Here is a 17,933-nt window from a genome sequence, read left to right on the forward strand (position 1 = left end):
TTATATCTCTTCTGGTTCCCGAAGTGGTGGCTCTATCGTCGAGGGCTGACCTTGACGAACTTCACGATTGTCCTTTCGAAACTTCATGATCACCACAAAAAAGAGCGGGACGAAAAAAATAGCAAGAAATGTGGCAGCCAACATGCCTCCAAATACTCCGGTCCCGATTGAATTGCGACTCGCAGCGCCAGCCCCAGAAGCGATGACAAGAGGAACCACTCCCAGAATGAAGGCCATCGACGTCATAATAATAGGTCGAAAGCGAAGGCGAGCCGCCTCGAGTGCGGCATCCACCAACGATTGGCCTTCTTCATACTGTTGATTGGCAAACTCGACGATCAAAATGGCATTCTTAGCCGCCAATCCAATTAACGTGACGAGTCCGATTTGAAAGTAGATATCATTGGTCATGTCACGCATCCACACGGCAGCCAATGCGCCTAAAATGCCGAAGGGAACCGCCAAGAGAACAGCAAATGGGATCGACCAACTTTCGTAGAGCGCAGCTAACACTAAAAAGACCATCAGCATGGCAAAGGCAAATACCAAAATAGATTTCCCTCCTGCTTGCCGTTCCTGAAAGGACATCCCACTCCAATCAATCGCATAGCCCTGAGGGGTTAAAATCTCGGTTGCGACCTCTTCTAAAGCATCAAGCGCCTGCTCAGAACTATAGCCTGGCGCGGCTCCACCCAAGACCAACGCCGTATTGAAACCGTTAAAATGTGTGACGGGATCGGGCCCAGTCGTAAATTCGGTCGTAACAACCGTATTTAATGGGATCATACTGCTTCCTGCTCCATTCTGCGCACGCACATACATCTTGCTGATATCTTCAGGACTCGATCGGTACTCCTGTAACGCTTCTGTCTGGACACGATACACACGACCAAACTTGACAAAATCATTAATATAGAGATTACCAAAATATGCCTGCATCGTATCGAACACCTCAGAGATTGGCACACCCAAGGCTTTAGCCCGGGCCCGGTCTATCTTGGCGTTCAACCGTGGGGCGCTAATACGAAAACTGGTATTCGCCGCTGCAATCGCTGGATGCTCAGCAGCCTTCGTCACAAATTCTTGCGCCACCGCTGCAAACTTAGCGAAATCGCCACCGCTTGGATCTTGTAATTGAAGTGAAAACCCACCTGTCGCCCCGACTCCTCTGATTGAAGGGGGATTGAATGCCAAGATCAACGCTTCGGGGATTTTGGCAAATTCTTGAAATGCGGCGGCAATCAGAGAAGGCGCCTGCTCATGCTCCTCCTCTCGCTCATCCCAATGATGTAATGGGACAAACATCGTTGCCTGATTGGCCCCTCGAGTCTGAAAAATGAAATTTTGACCAGCAAGGGTATCCGTCGAGTGTACAGCCGGAACCGACTTGAAATACCCTTCGACTTTTTCTAAAACTCGTATCGTTCGCTCTTGTGATGCCCCATCAGGCAATTGAACAATCGTAATAAAATAGCCTTGATCTTCTGGTGGAAGAAAACCACCTGGAATACTTGAGAAAAGCCCCCATAACGTGAACAATAGTATGGCAAAAATCGCCAGAGACATCAGGGTACGTTGCACCAACACACCAACAGCGCGCACATAGCGAACCTGCATCCAATCAAAGGATTGATTAAACAGCTTCCAAAAGCCACGCGGTTCGCCATGGCGCGGTTTCAATACGAGAGCACAGAGCGCAGGACTGAGCGTCAGAGCCACAAGGCCAGAAATCGCCACGGAGAGCGCGATGGTAATCGCAAACTGTTTATAGAGTTCCCCGGTGATCCCCCCCAGGAAACCTACCGGAACAAACACGGCAGCCAGTACAAGCACACTGGCAATCACTGGTCCTGTCACTTCCGTCATGGCTCGCTTGACCGCATCTTTTCTGGAAAGCCCTCCCTTCGTCATGAGACGTTCAACATTCTCCACAACAATAATCGCATCATCGACTACAATGCCAATCGCCAAGACCATGCCAAACAGGGTTAAGGTATTGATGGAAAAACCTAAGGCCGCCATGCCCGCAAATGTTCCAATCAGGGAGACTGGGACGGCAACAGCCGGGATAAGAGTCGCACGCCAACTTTGAAGAAACAAAAACACCACCAAAATGACCAACACCATCGCTTCGAAGAGCGTCTTGACAACTTCCTCGATAGATACCTCAATAAACTTGGTCGTGTTATAGGGAATATCGTAAGACACCCCAGAAGGAAAACTCTCCGCTAGTCGATCCATCTCGCTTCGAACCCGTTCGATGGTATCAAGGGCATTGGCCCCAGGAGAAAGAAAGGTGATGAGAAAAGTATTGGGCCTCCCATTCCACCGTCCTTGGAGATCATAGGATTGTGCGCCTAACTCAACGGTGGCCACATCTCGCAATCTCACCATTGACCCATCTGGATAAGCGCGAACGATCATGTTTTCAAATTCTTTCACATCGCTCATTCGACCATGCGTGATAATCGGGATCGTTAACTCAGTGCCCTTGGGTGCAGGTTCGCGGCCTATCCGACCTGCAGGAAAATCTCGGTTTTGCTCTCGAACCACAGCAGCAATATCACTCGGGGTCAAGTCGAGCTGCGCCATTTTGGCCGGGTCAAGAATCAGACGCATGGAATAATTTTGCCCGCCAAAAATTGAGGCATCACCGACACCGGGCAATCGCTTGACATTGTCGAGAATACGCAGCAACGCATAGTTCGAAAGAAAGATTGTGTCGTGATTGGGGTCGTTAGAACTCAACGCGACCACTGCCAGCAGGTCTGGAGACTGTTTCTTCACGGTTATACCTTGACGCACGACTTCTTCAGGCAGCTGCGGTTCTGCAAGCCGTTGCCGATTCTGCGTCTGCACCTGCGCAATGTCGACATCCGTCCCAATTTCAAATGTCAGACGCATCGTCATATGACCATCATTGGTACTCGTGGAGTCGTAGTACAAAAGATTGTCAATACCTGGAAGTTGGACTTCGATAGGACGTGCGACAGACTCGGCCACGACTTCGGCACTGGCACCAGGATAGTCAGCTTCGATTTGGACCATTGGTGGCGTGATCTGCGGAAACTGCGCAATAGGCAATGCCTGTAATGACACCAGTCCAATCACCACAATAATGATAGACAGCACAGAGGCAAAGATTGGACGATCAATAAAAAAGTGCGGACTCACGATTTCTCCGAACGACCTGCGTTAATAGGCGGTGAGACAGAAGAGTCCGCGGGACTCTGAAATGGAATCGGGTTCACCTGAGCTCCAGGCCGAACACGATGAAACCCTTCAACGACAACTTGCTCTCCTGCATTCAATCCCTTTTCGATCAGCCAATCTTTCCCGTGCCAGGCACTGGCCATAATTGGACGGAGTTCCGCTTTATTCTCTTCATCGACCACATACACGAACGTTCCTTGAGGCCCCTGTTGAACCGCACGCTGTGGAACTAGCAAAGCATTCGTTCGCATATAGCCCTTGACACGAATTTGGACAAACTGGCCTGGAAACAGTGCATAAATCGGTCGATCATCACGATCACCAGGAATTGAACGCTGCCGAGTATTGGGAAAGACAAAGCGAGACTGGAGCGAACCCGTTTCGGAACGAAATCCTGTTCCCGCAAAATCCAACGTGCCTTCGTGCGGATAGGTGGTCCCATCTGCCATAGTCATTATTCCCTTAAGTTCAAACAGATCTGGACGCCGTACCAGGTCTTCCGACATCTCTCGTTGGCGTCTCAAAATATAACTTTCAGGAACATTCACATTGACATACATGGGATCCATCTGACGGATGCTGGTAAGTAAATCTGTTTGTGCTGAGACTAGACGGCCTTCATAGAGCTGGCTTCGCTCGATTCGGCCTGACACGGGAGCCACAATGAGTGTGTTTTTCAGATCAAATCGAGCTTTTTCAAAATCAGCCTTCGCCGACACAAGAGTCGATTCGGCTGCCAACTCTTCGGCCACCGCATCATCCACATCTTTTTGACTCACCGCCTGCTCGTCAAGAAGCGGTTTTACACGAGCCAATTCCGCTCGGGCCTGCGCCAAACGCGCCACAGCTTGGCCCACTTGACCTCGAGCACTTCCAGCCGCAGCCTTAAAAGGGATAGGATCAATGAGATACAGCCTATCGCCTTTCTTGACATCACGGCCTTCTGTGAAAAAAACTTTCTTAATAATCCCTGTGACTTGAGACCGAATTTCAACAGGCCGAAACGAATCTGTTTGGCCAATAAATTCCACTTCGTCAGGAATCGTTTCAGGAACAACAGTTATCACTTTGACTTCAGGGGGAGGAGGTGCAGGCGGTGGTGCAGCTTCCTGCTTGCAAGCTCCTAAGCTCAAAAGCACGATGACAACAATGGCGAAGACGAGTTTATGTTTTTGTTGTTGTTTCATGGGGAATTGCCTGTATCAGTAAAATCTCTTGCGCTCATGTACCAAAGCATACTTCTATCGAGGCATGAAAAAATCTTCATATATTCTGAATGAAAACAATTTCCTATTGTTAGCAACTTTTAGACCTATTAGCAATTCCCATGTCTTATGACGATTGGGTGCCCTCCGGGTAGAACAGTGAGTTGAGCTCATTAGAACATTACAAGACAAGTGGTTTAATCGGTGCTAAGACGAGCATCGGATTTTCTTTCCATTGAGATGCTGGATCATCAACATACAACTCCACTTCGTTTCCATCAGGGTCCTTTAGGTACAAACTTTGGCTAACAGTGTGGTCACTCATTCCAGCAATGTCTACTCCTGCACGCTCTATGTCGTGCTTCGCAGAACGAAGTTCATCTAGGCTATTCCCAATCTTTATACCAATATGGTAGAGGCCACGCCGAGTCCCCTGTGAGGGACCGGGCGCATCCCCAACCTCGATCAACAGTAACTCATGGTGAGTCCGACCAGACGTTAAAGCCACAGCCTTCCCTTGAAAAATTCGACCGACTTCTTGAAACCCCAAGAGGTCTCGATAAAACTTCAATGAACGTTCGATATCTTTCACATAAAACACCACATGTCCCAAGTACTGTGCTTTCATGGTGCCTCCTTTCTTCCCAGGGAGTTCGTTATTTCTGAGTGATGATCGCCCGCTGATTTGAAGCTGCGACATCATGCATTTCACTGTGGCTAAAGCCCGCGTTGCGAAACATGCAATCGTATTCGCTAAAAGTATAGGCATCGCCTGAAGGGGTAGTGGCCAACATCACAAGGCTGAAATCAGCCATGGTTGGAGGAGAAATTCTATCCTCATTTGGAACAAACTCCAAGGTGATCATGCGTCCTCCATTCTTCAGACAGCCATGAACTTTCTTTAGGAATGTTTCACACGTAGGCACATCAAAATGGTGAAGAAAGTTTGTCAGAAGTACAAGGTCATATCCGTGACCGAGATCGACGTCAAATGCACTTCCCGGAAGTCTACGGAATCGGTCTTGAATGCCTGCAGCCTCAGCATTTTCTTGCGCCACGGTGAGAACATTTGCCCAATCAAGTGCTGTGATTTCTGCCTCGGGAAGGTTCTTTGCGATTTCTACTCCAAAAATTCCATGGCTTGCGGCAACATCTAAGACTTTTCGTATATGGAGCGACTGCTGACTCACCCAATTGGCAATCCAATTCGCCGGGTTTTTCATCAACGGCACCATTGAACGTGCGAATGTCACCCATTCGGGATGTTCAGGTTCAATAGTGCCTTCATCGTTCACTGCCGTTCCACCTTTTCGTACCGCAGTGGTGAGTTGGTTAAACCCTTCCATGAGAGATGGAGATACTAAGAACTCTATGGTGCCCCCCAAATAGCCTGGTGACCGTCTATCAAGAAACATGGCGCATTCAGGAGTCAATGTGTATTCAGAATTCTCCTTGTTAAGGAAGCCGGCATTGGTAAGAAAATCAGTTAACATGCGAATCCCTCGTTCCGATGCTTCGCAGTGCTGTGCCAAGGACGATGGAGTTCGTTTGCCTTCGGCAATTGCCGTGAACAAATCTAACTCAATAGCCGTCTTGAGTGCTGCAGTCTGTTGATAGGCATTGACCGTTTGAAAGAACAGAGCTGGTGAAGGCCCTTCGGGTTGAGACGGTTTTTCCATTGCTGACCTCATTCGGTTAAGAAAGCGTCAATAAGGTGTGGTACTGGTCATTTCGGGAGCAGCAAAAACGTCAACGGGGTTGGCAAATCTCCGGCAGAACCGGTTGTTCATCATATCCTCTTCACCTTACGACCCTACATTCTCGTTTTCGACGTTGCTGCTTTCACCGAGTGAAACAGCCGCCGGGACTTATTTGTTATCCGGTCTCCACGGAAACGGACCCATCCATTCATCAAGAAGAATACGCCACGCGTTCATGGGCAACCATTCTTTGTACATCGCCCAATCTTTATATTTGGGAAGTTGCACGACAGTCGGAATCATCATCGGATTGGTACCTTTCTTAAATTCCGCAAAAATGGCTCCTCGTAAGTCCTGAATAAATTCCATATAATTTTTCACGTCTTGCTTGGTTCCCCCTAATAGCGGTGTGGCATTATTGTTGTGAGAATAGACTGCTTTGTCGAAATCCATTTGTGCAATGACCTTTAGCGACCGCTCCCATTCTTTAATATTGAAGTCTGGCACAATATTAAACATAACTCGATTCGGGACGACGAGGTCGGCAATGTAGGCAATCTTTTCTTTTGGTAAGAGAAACACCGTCATGCCAAGTCCGTGATTCATGCCCAAATAATGCAATTCAACGACGGTGTCGCCAAGGGTAATATCTTTTCGATTTCCTTCCCAACTTTCGTCGGGCACCACCATGTCTGGGCCTGTGTTCGCCTTCATCCATGTATAGGCTTCCTCATGAGCAATCAGCGTAGCTCCGGCATCACGAAACACTTTTCCGCCACTCGCATGATCCCAATGATTGTGGCTGTGCAGGAGATATCGAATGGGTTTATCTGTTAAATCCTTGATGGCTTTGACCATATCTGCGGCGTGTTGGGAGCTCACGGATTCGATTGCGATGACGCCATCCGTGGTCACCATAAACATGGAAAAATAGCCATTGGCTGGGTTCCCATAGCTATACACGTCAGGCGCGATCTTTGCCGTATTTGGAGGAAGGTCGTTAGCGAAAGCTATGTTGGATGTGAAGAGGGCCATGACAAGCATACCAATGAAATGTTTCATACGATTTAACTCCTTTTCTCAACAGGTGATTTCGGAAACAAACTAACGATTAATCAAGCGTCAATAAGTTTGGCTAGAGATCATCTCGAGACAATGTCACACTTTTCTGTTTTGAATCCTGCAATGCTCTCGCGGTGACCTCTTCTACAATGGATTTGGTCATACATCCAGAAGCGATGAGTGTTCCGCCTTGTTGATACATTCGTAGCAGTAATTGCTTGCCGCAATCATCTACATACGTGACTCCCTGGAGATCCACCCGAGCCCTCTCAGTATCATTTTTGGCTCGGATAGCATTCCAACTTTTCTCTAATTCTGTGACCCATAGGCCTGCAAGTCTACCTTCAAGTTTGACGTTCATCTTGTTTCCTACTGTGTCCACTGTGATCTTCAGCATGAGAGCGTATCCTCATTCTCCCTAGAGAGCCTCAGACTGCAGATGGCGCAACATGTCGAGTAACATGAATTTCTTCTGAAGATTTTGCTGACACCCACCTGGCAATTACACGGTCAACCGACCACTTTCCACCTCCGTTGGCGACCAATGCGAGTGCCATACCGATGACAAGTAAATGAAATTCAAACCCCTCCCCCGCTTGCTGGCCAAACCAATTCATAAAGAGCCCATGCGGCCAATGAACCATGGCTACGGCACCAAGCATAATTACCCCGAGACTGGCAGCAGAAAACCGTGTAAATAAACCAAGCGCTATAGCCAGAGCCCCGACGGACTCTCCCATAATCACCAGAAAGGCAATGAGCCACGGCATCCCCATCTGCTGGGTGAAAAATCCCATGGTTCCCTCAAACCCGTTTCCTCCAAACCACCCCAAGAGTTTTTGTGCACCATGAGGAAGAATTACGAGTGCCAACATAACTCTCAAAATCAATCCAGACCATCGATCATCTGTTTCAAAAAATACTTTCATGATTCTGCCCTCCTTTATGTCGCTGCGTTGCCATTGACTATCAAATGTTACGACCAACGTTGTTCGGTGTTGTAATAAGACATAGCATTAGCCGTACCAAGGCATGAAGGCACTAGAATAATAGGTAACTGGTTGATTTACTTAGAGAGTTTCTTGAGTTGCCGAGAAGGAAAAACGAAGTGTCGAAATAAAAAGTGACGACATATCGACAGGTGACGAAGTGACGACATGCCTAAGGGGAAAAATAGATTCAGTCTTCAGCAAGCCAGCTTGGGAGCTACATTGTGTAATCATGCAGGAGGGTTGCAATCAGGAAGATTCGAATTACCGGCACCCCGATCACGTTTTATTCGTGCTCGCGCCACATCCAGATAACTTAAGAGTCCGACAGGACAACCTTCGGCATTGAGCACAGGAACCTGCTTGACGTCTTTCATGTAAAACACCTGTAACGCATCACGGACGACCTGATGATGCTCAAGACATAGTACCTCCATTGAGGCTATACTCTTCACTGTTTCAGAAAATGGTTGGCGATGAGCTGCCGCTCGATGCAAATCTGTTTCCGTCACCAGACCAGCGACCTTCCCATTAGTAGCAACAAGAATGATCACACTCGGAACGTTGGGACCCAATTTCTGAATGGCCTCGCCAATTGTCGCCAACTCTGGCAAACAGATGATTGACGTTTGCATTAGGTCTGTCACTGGCATCTCTAGAAGTTCTTGGGACCAAACCTCAGGATTCAGCACTTCTTCTAAGGGTCCTCGCATCGCCGTGTCGTTGAGTAATTGCTGTAATGACTGGAACAAATCGACAAAGAGCTTAAACTCCTTTGAAGCAAAGACCACTAGGGTCACTGAAGTCTTCGCCGTCACGGTGACCCGACGCACAACACCATGAAGAAACGAGCCTTCGCCAAAATGCTCACCTTGAATAACCTCATCGGTCCATAACACTTTTCCATCGTCATCATATCTCGTCGCCTCGAGAATCCCTTCTTCCACAATGTAAAATGCCTTGCCGCGCTCGCCTTGATGAAAGACGACGTCACCGGGTTCAAGATGCACTCTCGCCATTTTTTGTGTTTTCCTTAGATCCCAGTAATTAAGGTCTGGAGGAAAAAACAACTCGAAGGTCCAATCGATCACCACACGAAGCTTTCGGTCAATACCCGGCAGCTTTAAAAGATGAACCGTCCGCGTCAGCCACCAGGCGAAAAATCCACTGAATTGAAATCCAAGAATCGAACAGACCCCTTTATGGTGTCCTATCGTGGCCATCTGCCCGAGCATCTTGAATCGAAAAGGGCGAAGCGATGCAGTGGTGAATGTTGCGACAATATTATCCGCTGCCTGCTTACCTAACGGCGTCGCAAATTGCGCCGTAGGCGCGCAGCGATTCCCATATCCATCAGGATTCGCGGCTCCATCGCCAATGGCCCAGACATTCTCATAGCCTTTCACTCGTAACCATTCATCCGTGAGAAGCTTGCCTTTTTCATATTCACCCTCCAGTTCGGCAAGCACAGGATTCGGCGCATTGCCAATCGTGCAAATGACATTTTGGGTTTCAAGACGCGATCCATCGTTCAGGCGAAGATAGTCACTGCTCACAGACATCACACGCTGATTCACTAATACGGTCATTCCACGCTCTTCGAGCGTCTGTTGGGTAAATCCGCCAAGTTCTTCACCGAGCTCCGGGAGTAAATGTGATCCAGAATGCACTAATGAAACTCGTAGATCAGTGGGCTCCAAGGTTCGATAAAACCGCCTGGCCTCATATAGTAGATCCAAGATCTCACCAGCGGTTTCGACTCCGCTATACCCGCCACCGACAATGACAAAATGAAGGAGGCGTTTTCGGATTTCCCCACGTGACTCCACACTCGCTTCTTCAAGACGACGGACAATGTGCTCTCGAAGGGATAAGGCGTCAGCCAGGGTTTTTAAAAAGAGGGCATGCTCCATCATCCCTGGAACCGCGCGAAGATTGGTACTGCTCCCAAGAGCCAGAACTAACTGCTGAGCGTCAAGGAGTTTGACATCAAGACCGTCAGTTGAATCAACTTCGACGTGTTGCTCCTTGAGATGGATTTTTTTCACTTCTGCCCGCATCAGCGTACAATGGCGAAGGACAAAACGAATGGGATTCGTCACATGGCGAGGCTCAATACTCGCTCCAATGACTTCTGGCAAAAATGGCTGGAAGACGAAATAATTCTCAGCGTTAATTAACAAAACTCGATGGGCGGCCTTTGCCTTCCATAATTTCTCTAATTGCTTGGCACACGCCAATCCAGCAAACCCACCTCCGAGAATGACCACATCCCACCGACTTTTCATAGATCCTCACTTAGCCTGACTGGCATCAAATCGGCTAATGAGCCAACCTGACCTACTTGATCATTTTCCTTAAAGGACGTTTACTTTTTTGATCAATGCATGTCTTTCTTCAATCTGCTTGCAATTATAAGAGAAATCGAAAGCCTTCTCCTCTGCATCATTCAAACAACGGATTTGACTAGACCCCTAGGCAGGGAGCATGGTGAAGACACAAGTTGTGTCAGAATAATTTTCAAGACATAATAAAAAAACCGAACGTCTTCAACGATTCGTACCAACATGAAAAGGATTGAATTTCAACCTGCTGGTCCTCCGCCCGTCTACGGCTTCATATTTCTTTTTTCCATTGGCTTGCCTATTTTTTTCATATCCTGGCTGCTCGACCCCTCTTATGCTGTCCCGCGGATAACCGGATGGGGGCTTGTCTGCTTTTATCTCGCAATGGGCTTTTTGAGTGTCGGGTTGTTTGGATTGCTCTCCTTTCTCACTCATTTTTTCTTGCGATATCACAACGCTGCCAGGGAATGGCAATTTGGGGTTGGGGCATTCTTGCTTGCAGGCATAGCTTTGTATGTATCGCTGATTTTGTTTGACGCCGGAAATCTCAATTTCTTGACGCATAGGTTCCCATCTTTTTGAATCCACCGCAATAGCTGTACGATCATTTGGCTGTAGGGGAAGCCGTGTCACGCATAACCACAGTACTCGTTCTGTTCTTCAGTGTGAGTATTCCGGGATTCCTTGCATTTCAGAATCCCGAGGTCACACATGCGTACACTCAAGAATGGGATTTAATCGAACGCATCAGTGCTGGAATTTGGTTCATGGCATCGGTTTGGTGTGCTGCTTCCACTGTTCAGGCCCCAAATCATAAACGAGAATGGATCAGCGGTTCTATATTCTTCTTCTTATTAGGTTTTCGAGAACTTGATGGCCACATTTGGCTATTTGGATGGAATCTCGATAAATTAGCCCTCTACTGGAATCCATCCATTCCCTTCCATGAACGACTTCTAGTTTTGTGTCTTGGCGTGACCTTGTTAAGCTGGACTATCTTTGTATTTCCTCCTCGAAGCTGGAAAACCGCTTGGCGGGCTTATCAAGCAGGCGCACCATGGACCCGAGATATTCTCCTCTGGATCCTGCTAATCATAACTACCATACTAATTGATAAATCTGTGTATCTTCCCATGTTTCGTCAAACTTCCTACCAGTATGTTGATGTGCTTCGAGGTATCATAGAGGAATCTTTAGAATTAACGTTGGGCTTGTACACACTCTTCCTTTTTTTCCCTTTGTGGTCCCGAGCCCTCCTTTTCCCCACTTCTACCATTAAGAGTAAACCAAACTCTTAGATGACTGATACGTACAAACTACTTCTGACGCTCCCGTGTGTCCGCACAACACTCATGCTGGCACATTCACAACCTCAGCTGGAGACATCGTCTCAAATGCCTGTTCCTGTTGACGGCGAATCCACTGGGAAATTTTATGGCCTGGCACGGCCTGGTCAGACAATACCGCTTCGGCTAAATCAATCCCTTTTGGAAAACTCCGAGTCACGACAGCATTCATTCCAAGTAAACCAAACTTTTTTCGCTCTTCATCCGTTTCCACCGAGACCAACCGCCTTAAATTCGGATAGCGTGTCTGGACGATTGGTGTCAGCTCTTTTGAAATTTCATATCGAGCAACGGTAATCACCAGAACTCCAGCCTGCGCGATCTCGATGGTTTCCGCCAAACGTAAATCCGCTAAATCCCCGAACGCCACGGGATACCCATCGGTACGTGCATTGACAAACCGTTGATGGTCGAAATCAAATGCCCGATAGGAAATTCCATGAGCCTCCAGAGCATCAACCACCCGGCGCCCCTCGTCAGTCATACCGAGAATAATGACTTGGGCTGGTCCTTTGTTTTCATTCACATCTTGATCCAACACTTGCATCAAATCTTTATTGGCCATTCGCTCGGCAGCCCAATGACCCAAAGCGACAAGGGGTGGAGTCAGGACCATGCTTCCAGCTATCGCCATGATTAGAATTGAAGAAAAATCTGGACCCACTCCCCCCGCTACGGCAGGCACAGCTATCAAAACAAAGGCAAACTCACTGCCTTGTGAGAGTAAAAACCCAAGTTGGATGGCCGTCTTTAGCGGAGTTCCCATAAGCCATGCCGACAATTGCACCAACAGAGTCTTCGTCCCTATCAAGACTGAAAGCACCAACAACACGGTCATCCAGTTGTCGACAAGTACGGTCGTATCTAATGACATGCCAACCGTGATAAAGAAAAATCCCAAGAGCAGTCCTCGAAAGGGCTTCATCTCTGTTTGCACAAGATGTCTGAAGGGTGTTTCCGAAATAATCATGCCACCTAAAAATGCACCAAGGGTCAACGAGAGACCGACGGCTCCGGTTGCCCCGGCTGTCGCAAGGACAATTAGGAGTGCGAATGCCGTAAAAATTTCTTCACGTTTGGTCTTTGAGAGATACGAAAACAGTGGACTGATCACAAATCGACCCAATACAATTGCAGCCATGAATGCCATGACACTCTTCGCCACGGCGCCGGCCAAGGCACTGCCTAACGATGCATCGTGACCACCCAGGGAGCCAGCCAGAATAAGTAAGAAAATGGCGCAGATGTCTTGAAGAATAAGAACGGAAATTGCGGATTGTCCGACAGGACAACGAGATTGATCATATTCGCTTAACGTTTGAACCGCCACAGCCGTCGAAGACAGGGCCAGAGCCGCGCCGACGAGAATCGCATATTCCGTTGAGAGATTGCTGGTCAATGCAAAGATCGTTGCCAACACAGCCGTACACAAGATCATCTGCAAGGGTCCGAGACCAAGGATATCGCGACGCGACGCCCAGAGGTGTGCAAGTGAAAAGTGCAATCCAATATCGAATAACAGAAATACGACACCAAGCTCCGCGAGCAAATGAGTCGTCCCGCTTTCGTGAATCAGTCCGAATCCATACGGACCAATGATCATCCCAGCAAGCAGATAGCCCACAATGGGACTCATATGTAATGACCGCATCAAGACGATCGACACAATGCCGACAAAGAGCAACAAAATTGCAGGCTGTAGGGCTTCGACTTGTTCCATAGATTATCTATCCAAACGATACATGAACGCTGATCAACCCTGACAGTGAAAGTCTAATCAGAGCCCTTCTCTAAAAATCACAACGATGTCGAGTGCTTCAAGGCCACAATACTTTAGATATTTCTAACGGACATACCATGAGACTGCCAGGCATTTCAGTCAAGAGCTTCGTAAGGAACAGCTCACAATCAAGACGACTTACGGCTCCTGACCTGTCCGCATGGCACTGTGGCGCAGTGGATCAAATTGTCTACCTGACTGCGACTGTCCGAGAGAACGCATATCAAGACCGGAGGGCGCCTGATGCGCGCGCAAATCGAATTCAGTCAAGACGGCGAAGATATGGTCAAAGATGTCAGCCTGTATGCCTTCGTAGTCAATCCAGTCAGTGGTCTTGGTAAAGACATAGATCTCCAGTGGGAGTCCGTTAGGATCGGGGTCCTTCTGGCGTACCATCAAAGTCAATTGCTGGTGAACCCGTGGATGCGCCTTGAGATAGACGGTCAAGTATGCGCGAAACGTCCCGAGGTTGGTGAGCCGCCGGCCATTGATCAGAGCAGACAAGTCTACGCGGGCCTCATCGTTATAGCGACAAATTTCCTGGAATTTTCCATCCAGGTATGGAGACAATAAAGATGACTTGCGGAGCCGTTGCATGTCTTCTTCGAGCAGAAATCGTATGCTGCTGGTATCCAGCAGGAGACTGCGTTTAATGCGACGTCCACCGGACTCAGACATGCCACGCCAGTTTTTAAAAGAATTGGCGATTAACGCATAGGTAGGAATGGTGGTGATTGTCTTGTCCCAGTTACGCACCTTGACGGTAGTCAAGCCGATATCAATCACATCCCCATCCGCGCCATATTGGGACATTTCCAGCCAGTCCCCCACCCGGAGCATATCATTTACCGAGAGCTGAATACCGGCCACGAGTCCAAGGATCGGATCCTTAAATACTAGCATCATCACCGCAGAAATCGCTCCCAGGCCACTGAGCAGAATCAACGGCGACTTCCCCATGAGGATCGAGATAACGAGCAGGACGATGAGTACGGCGGAAAGAAGCTTCACACTCTGAATGACTCCCCGTAGCGGGAACGCGTTCATGGCTGGCTTTTGTTGAGATATACGCAGCACAGCATCAAGCAAAGAAAAGAACGACAACAGGCCATACAGCATGATCCAAAAATCAGATGCCGTCTCAACAAGCGGCAATAATACTGACTCAGAGCTCAGCCAGAGACCTGCCTGAATATGAAAAATGACTCCCTGCAGCGTGAACGCAAGCCGGTTATAGAGCATGCTCTCAAATAGTATGTGGCGCCATAGCTGGCGGGCATTCATGGCCCGCTTCGCTACCCATTTCAGAACCACTCGATGCAAAATCAAGTGAATAGCCAGTGAGATGATGGCGATCCACATCAAAATTGCGGCGGTGTACAAGAGGGTTGAATACTCTGGGATGGTGGCGTTCAGCCATTCCATCAAAAGACTTTTAATATAGGTTCTTGCCTGGTCCATCGCGGGTTCCCGATCTGTCAGATAGTGATGAAATAGATTCAAGCGTTACAAGCTATCTGCGATCTATGCATGTTCTGAACGATCCTCGATATTCGTCTGTGTCATCTTCACTACTATGACCACTAGATCGCCAATAAAAAACCCCTCGATCTGCCCATCAATTGGATAGGAGATCGAGGGGATCAGGTTAGTCACGGATAGTACAAATTTTATCGTTTCAGTCTCTGGATAACACTATGAGCATTCTTAGTGTTTCCCCTCTTCATGCTCACCACGATGCAAGTCGATGACCTTGCCGCCTTCATTCACTTCAACCGTGACGACCGTTCCTTCTTCAATATTTTTGGTTTTGATTTCTAATCGATCTAAAGGAAAAGTTTTTTCACCTTCAGATGTCTCCAACTTAATGTGTTTATCCATTTTCCCCATATGGACTAATTTTCCGGTATAGAAGTGATGATGGCCTTCTTCACCCTTGTGGTGAGCTTCGATAACCGTATTGTTCTCGTCCATGACGAGGGTTACTTCATCGCCAACCTTATATTCTGCATGACCATGTTGCTTGGCGTTTTTCTGATTAAGAGGCACATTGCCTGAAGAGGTTTCCACTGTCACGATGTCACCTTTTATCGTGGCCACCACACCAGAGACCTTCCGATGTCCCTCGCTAACGCTGTCTGCTTGTCCAACACCTGCCATAATGAACATGAAACCCATAAAAACCGACACGGCAACGAGATTAAGATTCATCTTACTATTCATGACTGACTTCCTCCCTTTAGGATTGTTGAATGTACATTCTGTTTCTCTAGCAACGAGTGCAGTTATGTTCCGTCCTGATTACGCTCAATCGTTAGGCATACACCATAAACTTGTCCACGCGCCAGCGATCTGAACCCTGAGCGGAAATGAATGAAAACACAAAGCAATACAAAGCTGCAAGTTCACCACCATTTTCGAGTGAGAGCAGGCCCTTAGTTCCATGAACCATCCCAAACGCTACCATAGTTGCATGGGCCTAAAGATGAAATGCTTATTTGCTTCGCCTCCAGCTTGTGAAAGAAACATCGCCCTTTCCTCCATGAAATTGGCATGCCTTACTTATGGGGTATAAATTTCTGTATACATTAAATCCTTATGGATGCCACCACCGCCAGCAAGATTAGCCCCCACTGACGGCATAAACTTTTTCGTTCACGACACCCACACCAAGCCCATGACGGGAAAATCGCCACAAGAAAGACGAACAGCAAAATATACTTATTATTTCTGAGATCATCTTCTAATTTCCCCTTGCAGGAATGAATATCATCATTGGTAAATATCCGATATGCTTGCAAGAAATTGTCGGCGTCTTATCCGTTGAGAGACCAAAATTTCTTTAGCCATGATAGAAATCTTCTCGTATAACTTTTCCATCTTTCCAGGTTTGAACGGCCACCTGTTGCATCGTCACGCGGTTTCCCCCTTTAAAGGTAAGGTCAAATGTCCATTCGACGGCGGCATGATCCCCATCCACCAGCGTCCGTCCGACCTGTGCTCCATGAAATTCCTGAACATTGCCAATAAATTTCTGCTCATGTTCTCGATTCGCCGCCTTTCCAACGCGTTCATCGGTTCGATTATCACTCATCACAACGTTATCCGCATAATATTCGTCAAACGTTTCCAGAAGCTTCCCAGCTAAAATACCATCGATCACGGCTTGCACTTGGGTTTTAATACTCATGGGGATCTCTCCTTTACCGAATAAATATTTCTAGTAAGTTAATAATTTGGATAGAACTCGGAGCCTCACTCTCATCTATGAAGTTATAGAATTCTCAACGCGATCACCTGGAAACTCATCGAAAACCGATACGGCATAACGGTGAAGATTCAGCTTAGGGTTCAGAACTTTCTCTTTTAAATGAGTGAGAAAACATCGTCGACTTTGACTTCCTATGTGCTCCGAATCCATGCGGGAAGTCATTCTTGGCATCCCGCCTGGGTTCAAGACTATAGCAGGGTTCTGTCTCAGTCCTTATGACTCTTTGGTATCGAGACAAACAATGAATTTCGTTAGGACAAGCGATCAAATCCACCCAATCAATTGGCGTCGCTTCTCGCATCAATCAATTTACCGATACCGATGCCCTTTCTTGTGTCCATAGCTCTTTTTCCCTCCATGCTTTTTGCCGTGTACGGCCTTTTTAAGCATTTGCATGTCAAAGTATACCCGCTGTTCCGGAGTCAACAGGCTCCGCAAGGCGACCTTATAGGCATACTTCTTTTGTAGTTTTTCCTTTTTTAATTTCAGAAGCTCTTCAATTTTCTGCTCAATGGCACTTTGGTCAGAACTGTCTTGAGTGACAAGGGTAGCCAATTCGACCTTTTTGACTTTCATTTTGGCCTTTACTAGAAATTTGACTTTCTTGTACTCTAACCGCATTTTGGTGGCTTTGCTTTTCTGCTCTTCGGTCAGTGTCTCTGTCCAACAGGAAACTTCGTGTCTTCCCTTCCCATGTTTCATTTTCCCATGATGAGATTTTGTCGCGTATTCATGCTCTTTTCCGTGTCCCTTACCAGACATATCTGCCAGTCCGACACTCGGAAGAACACACAACATCCCCACAAGCACTGATGATGCAATAAAGTGAAGATTCAACTGACGATTCATGACTGCCTCCTTGTTAGAATGAGATAGTTGAATGTAGATTCCATATTGATTGAATGAGATTGGAATCTTTTGGGTTCTGATTTCTGGCATCAATTTTTTTGTTTGTTGCCAGGCTCACGAGACACTGTAACACCTAAATATGCGTCACACCTTTCACAATCGTAAAAGTTTGT

At 47.5% G+C, this 17,933-nt stretch carries 15 protein-coding genes; 1 reads left to right on the forward strand and 14 read right to left on the reverse strand.

The features are described 5' to 3' along the window. The 9 genes from ACWQXP_RS09815 to ACWQXP_RS09855 form a co-directional block, all read right to left on the reverse strand. Positions 1-3,174: an efflux RND transporter permease subunit gene (locus ACWQXP_RS09815; protein ID WP_454062639.1), complete on the reverse strand. Its 3,174-nt coding sequence runs from the start codon at positions 3,172-3,174 to the stop codon at positions 1-3. Beyond that, complete coding sequence (locus tag ACWQXP_RS09820; RefSeq protein WP_454062640.1) at positions 3,171-4,400, reverse strand: efflux RND transporter periplasmic adaptor subunit; 1,230 nt, start codon at positions 4,398-4,400, stop codon at positions 3,171-3,173. The genes ACWQXP_RS09815 and ACWQXP_RS09820 overlap by 4 nt, the downstream gene beginning before the upstream one ends. A 199-nt stretch (positions 4,401-4,599) precedes the next feature. Then, positions 4,600-5,046, reverse strand: coding sequence for a VOC family protein (locus ACWQXP_RS09825; protein WP_454062641.1), 447 nt, complete (start codon positions 5,044-5,046; stop codon positions 4,600-4,602). 28 nt (positions 5,047-5,074) lie between these two features. Continuing rightward, the gene (locus tag ACWQXP_RS09830; protein WP_454062642.1) at positions 5,075-6,097 is read right to left on the reverse strand and encodes a class I SAM-dependent methyltransferase; all 1,023 of its coding nucleotides are present in this window, start codon (positions 6,095-6,097) and stop codon (positions 5,075-5,077) included. 189 nt (positions 6,098-6,286) lie between these two features. Then, the gene (locus tag ACWQXP_RS09835) at positions 6,287-7,180 is read right to left on the reverse strand and encodes an MBL fold metallo-hydrolase (protein ID WP_454062643.1); all 894 of its coding nucleotides are present in this window, start codon (positions 7,178-7,180) and stop codon (positions 6,287-6,289) included. A 73-nt stretch (positions 7,181-7,253) separates the two neighbouring features. Beyond that, a complete protein-coding gene (locus ACWQXP_RS09840; RefSeq protein WP_454062644.1) occupies positions 7,254-7,577 on the reverse strand; it encodes a hypothetical protein in 324 nt (107 codons plus the stop codon). 31 nt (positions 7,578-7,608) lie between these two features. Further along, positions 7,609-8,112, reverse strand: coding sequence for a DoxX family protein (locus ACWQXP_RS09845; RefSeq protein ID WP_454063020.1), 504 nt, complete (start codon positions 8,110-8,112; stop codon positions 7,609-7,611). 287 nt (positions 8,113-8,399) lie between these two features. Continuing rightward, entirely contained in the window at positions 8,400-10,457 is a 2,058-nt protein-coding gene (locus ACWQXP_RS09850; protein WP_454062645.1) for an FAD-dependent oxidoreductase, read from the reverse strand. Positions 10,458-10,718: 261 nt separating this feature from the next. Beyond that, positions 10,719-11,078 carry a hypothetical protein gene (locus ACWQXP_RS09855; protein WP_454062646.1) on the reverse strand — a complete coding sequence of 120 codons (360 nt, stop codon included), beginning with the start codon at positions 11,076-11,078 and terminating at the stop codon, positions 10,719-10,721. A gap of 62 nt (positions 11,079-11,140) precedes the next feature. On the opposite strand from ACWQXP_RS09855, the gene ACWQXP_RS09860 reads away from it, so the two are divergent. Then, the gene (locus ACWQXP_RS09860) at positions 11,141-11,812 is read left to right on the forward strand and encodes a hypothetical protein (RefSeq protein ID WP_454062647.1); all 672 of its coding nucleotides are present in this window, start codon (positions 11,141-11,143) and stop codon (positions 11,810-11,812) included. Positions 11,813-11,864: 52 nt separating this feature from the next. On the opposite strand, the gene ACWQXP_RS09865 is transcribed toward ACWQXP_RS09860, so the two are convergent. From ACWQXP_RS09865 to ACWQXP_RS09885, 5 genes are all read right to left on the reverse strand, one after another. After that, positions 11,865-13,580 (reverse strand): cation:proton antiporter domain-containing protein, encoded by a 1,716-nt coding sequence (locus ACWQXP_RS09865; protein WP_454062648.1) that lies wholly within the window; start codon positions 13,578-13,580, stop codon positions 11,865-11,867. A gap of 198 nt (positions 13,581-13,778) precedes the next feature. Continuing rightward, positions 13,779-15,080 carry a mechanosensitive ion channel family protein gene (locus tag ACWQXP_RS09870; RefSeq protein WP_454063021.1) on the reverse strand — a complete coding sequence of 434 codons (1,302 nt, stop codon included), beginning with the start codon at positions 15,078-15,080 and terminating at the stop codon, positions 13,779-13,781. A 267-nt stretch (positions 15,081-15,347) separates the two neighbouring features. Beyond that, on the reverse strand, positions 15,348-15,863 hold the full coding sequence (locus tag ACWQXP_RS09875; RefSeq protein WP_454062649.1) for a hypothetical protein: 516 nt from the start codon (positions 15,861-15,863) through the stop codon (positions 15,348-15,350). A 619-nt stretch (positions 15,864-16,482) separates the two neighbouring features. Beyond that, complete coding sequence (locus tag ACWQXP_RS09880) at positions 16,483-16,830, reverse strand: nuclear transport factor 2 family protein (RefSeq protein ID WP_454062650.1); 348 nt, start codon at positions 16,828-16,830, stop codon at positions 16,483-16,485. A 390-nt stretch (positions 16,831-17,220) separates the two neighbouring features. Beyond that, on the reverse strand, positions 17,221-17,760 hold the full coding sequence (locus tag ACWQXP_RS09885; protein ID WP_454062651.1) for a hypothetical protein: 540 nt from the start codon (positions 17,758-17,760) through the stop codon (positions 17,221-17,223). Positions 17,761-17,933: the final 173 nt, after the last annotated feature.

The organism is Candidatus Nitrospira salsa, from assembly GCF_965152625.1.

Bases quoted from the DNA above. Each gene is read 5' to 3' on its own strand.
- ACWQXP_RS09820 (WP_454062640.1), bottom strand. From the start codon at position 4,400: ATGAAACAACAACAAAAACATAAACTCGTCTTCGCCATTGTTGTCATC.
- ACWQXP_RS09825 (WP_454062641.1), bottom strand. From the start codon at position 5,046: ATGAAAGCACAGTACTTGGGACATGTGGTGTTTTATGTGAAAGATATC.
- ACWQXP_RS09830 (WP_454062642.1), bottom strand. From the start codon at position 6,097: ATGGAAAAACCGTCTCAACCCGAAGGGCCTTCACCAGCTCTGTTCTTT.
- ACWQXP_RS09835 (WP_454062643.1), bottom strand. From the start codon at position 7,180: ATGAAACATTTCATTGGTATGCTTGTCATGGCCCTCTTCACATCCAAC.
- ACWQXP_RS09840 (WP_454062644.1), bottom strand. From the start codon at position 7,577: ATGCTGAAGATCACAGTGGACACAGTAGGAAACAAGATGAACGTCAAA.
- ACWQXP_RS09850 (WP_454062645.1), bottom strand. From the start codon at position 10,457: ATGAAAAGTCGGTGGGATGTGGTCATTCTCGGAGGTGGGTTTGCTGGA.
- ACWQXP_RS09855 (WP_454062646.1), bottom strand. From the start codon at position 11,078: ATGCGTCAAGAAATTGAGATTTCCGGCGTCAAACAAAATCAGCGATAC.
- ACWQXP_RS09865 (WP_454062648.1), bottom strand. From the start codon at position 13,580: ATGGAACAAGTCGAAGCCCTACAGCCTGCAATTTTGTTGCTCTTTGTC.
- ACWQXP_RS09875 (WP_454062649.1), bottom strand. From the start codon at position 15,863: ATGAATAGTAAGATGAATCTTAATCTCGTTGCCGTGTCGGTTTTTATG.
- ACWQXP_RS09880 (WP_454062650.1), bottom strand. From the start codon at position 16,830: ATGAGTATTAAAACCCAAGTGCAAGCCGTGATCGATGGTATTTTAGCT.
- ACWQXP_RS09885 (WP_454062651.1), bottom strand. From the start codon at position 17,760: ATGAATCGTCAGTTGAATCTTCACTTTATTGCATCATCAGTGCTTGTG.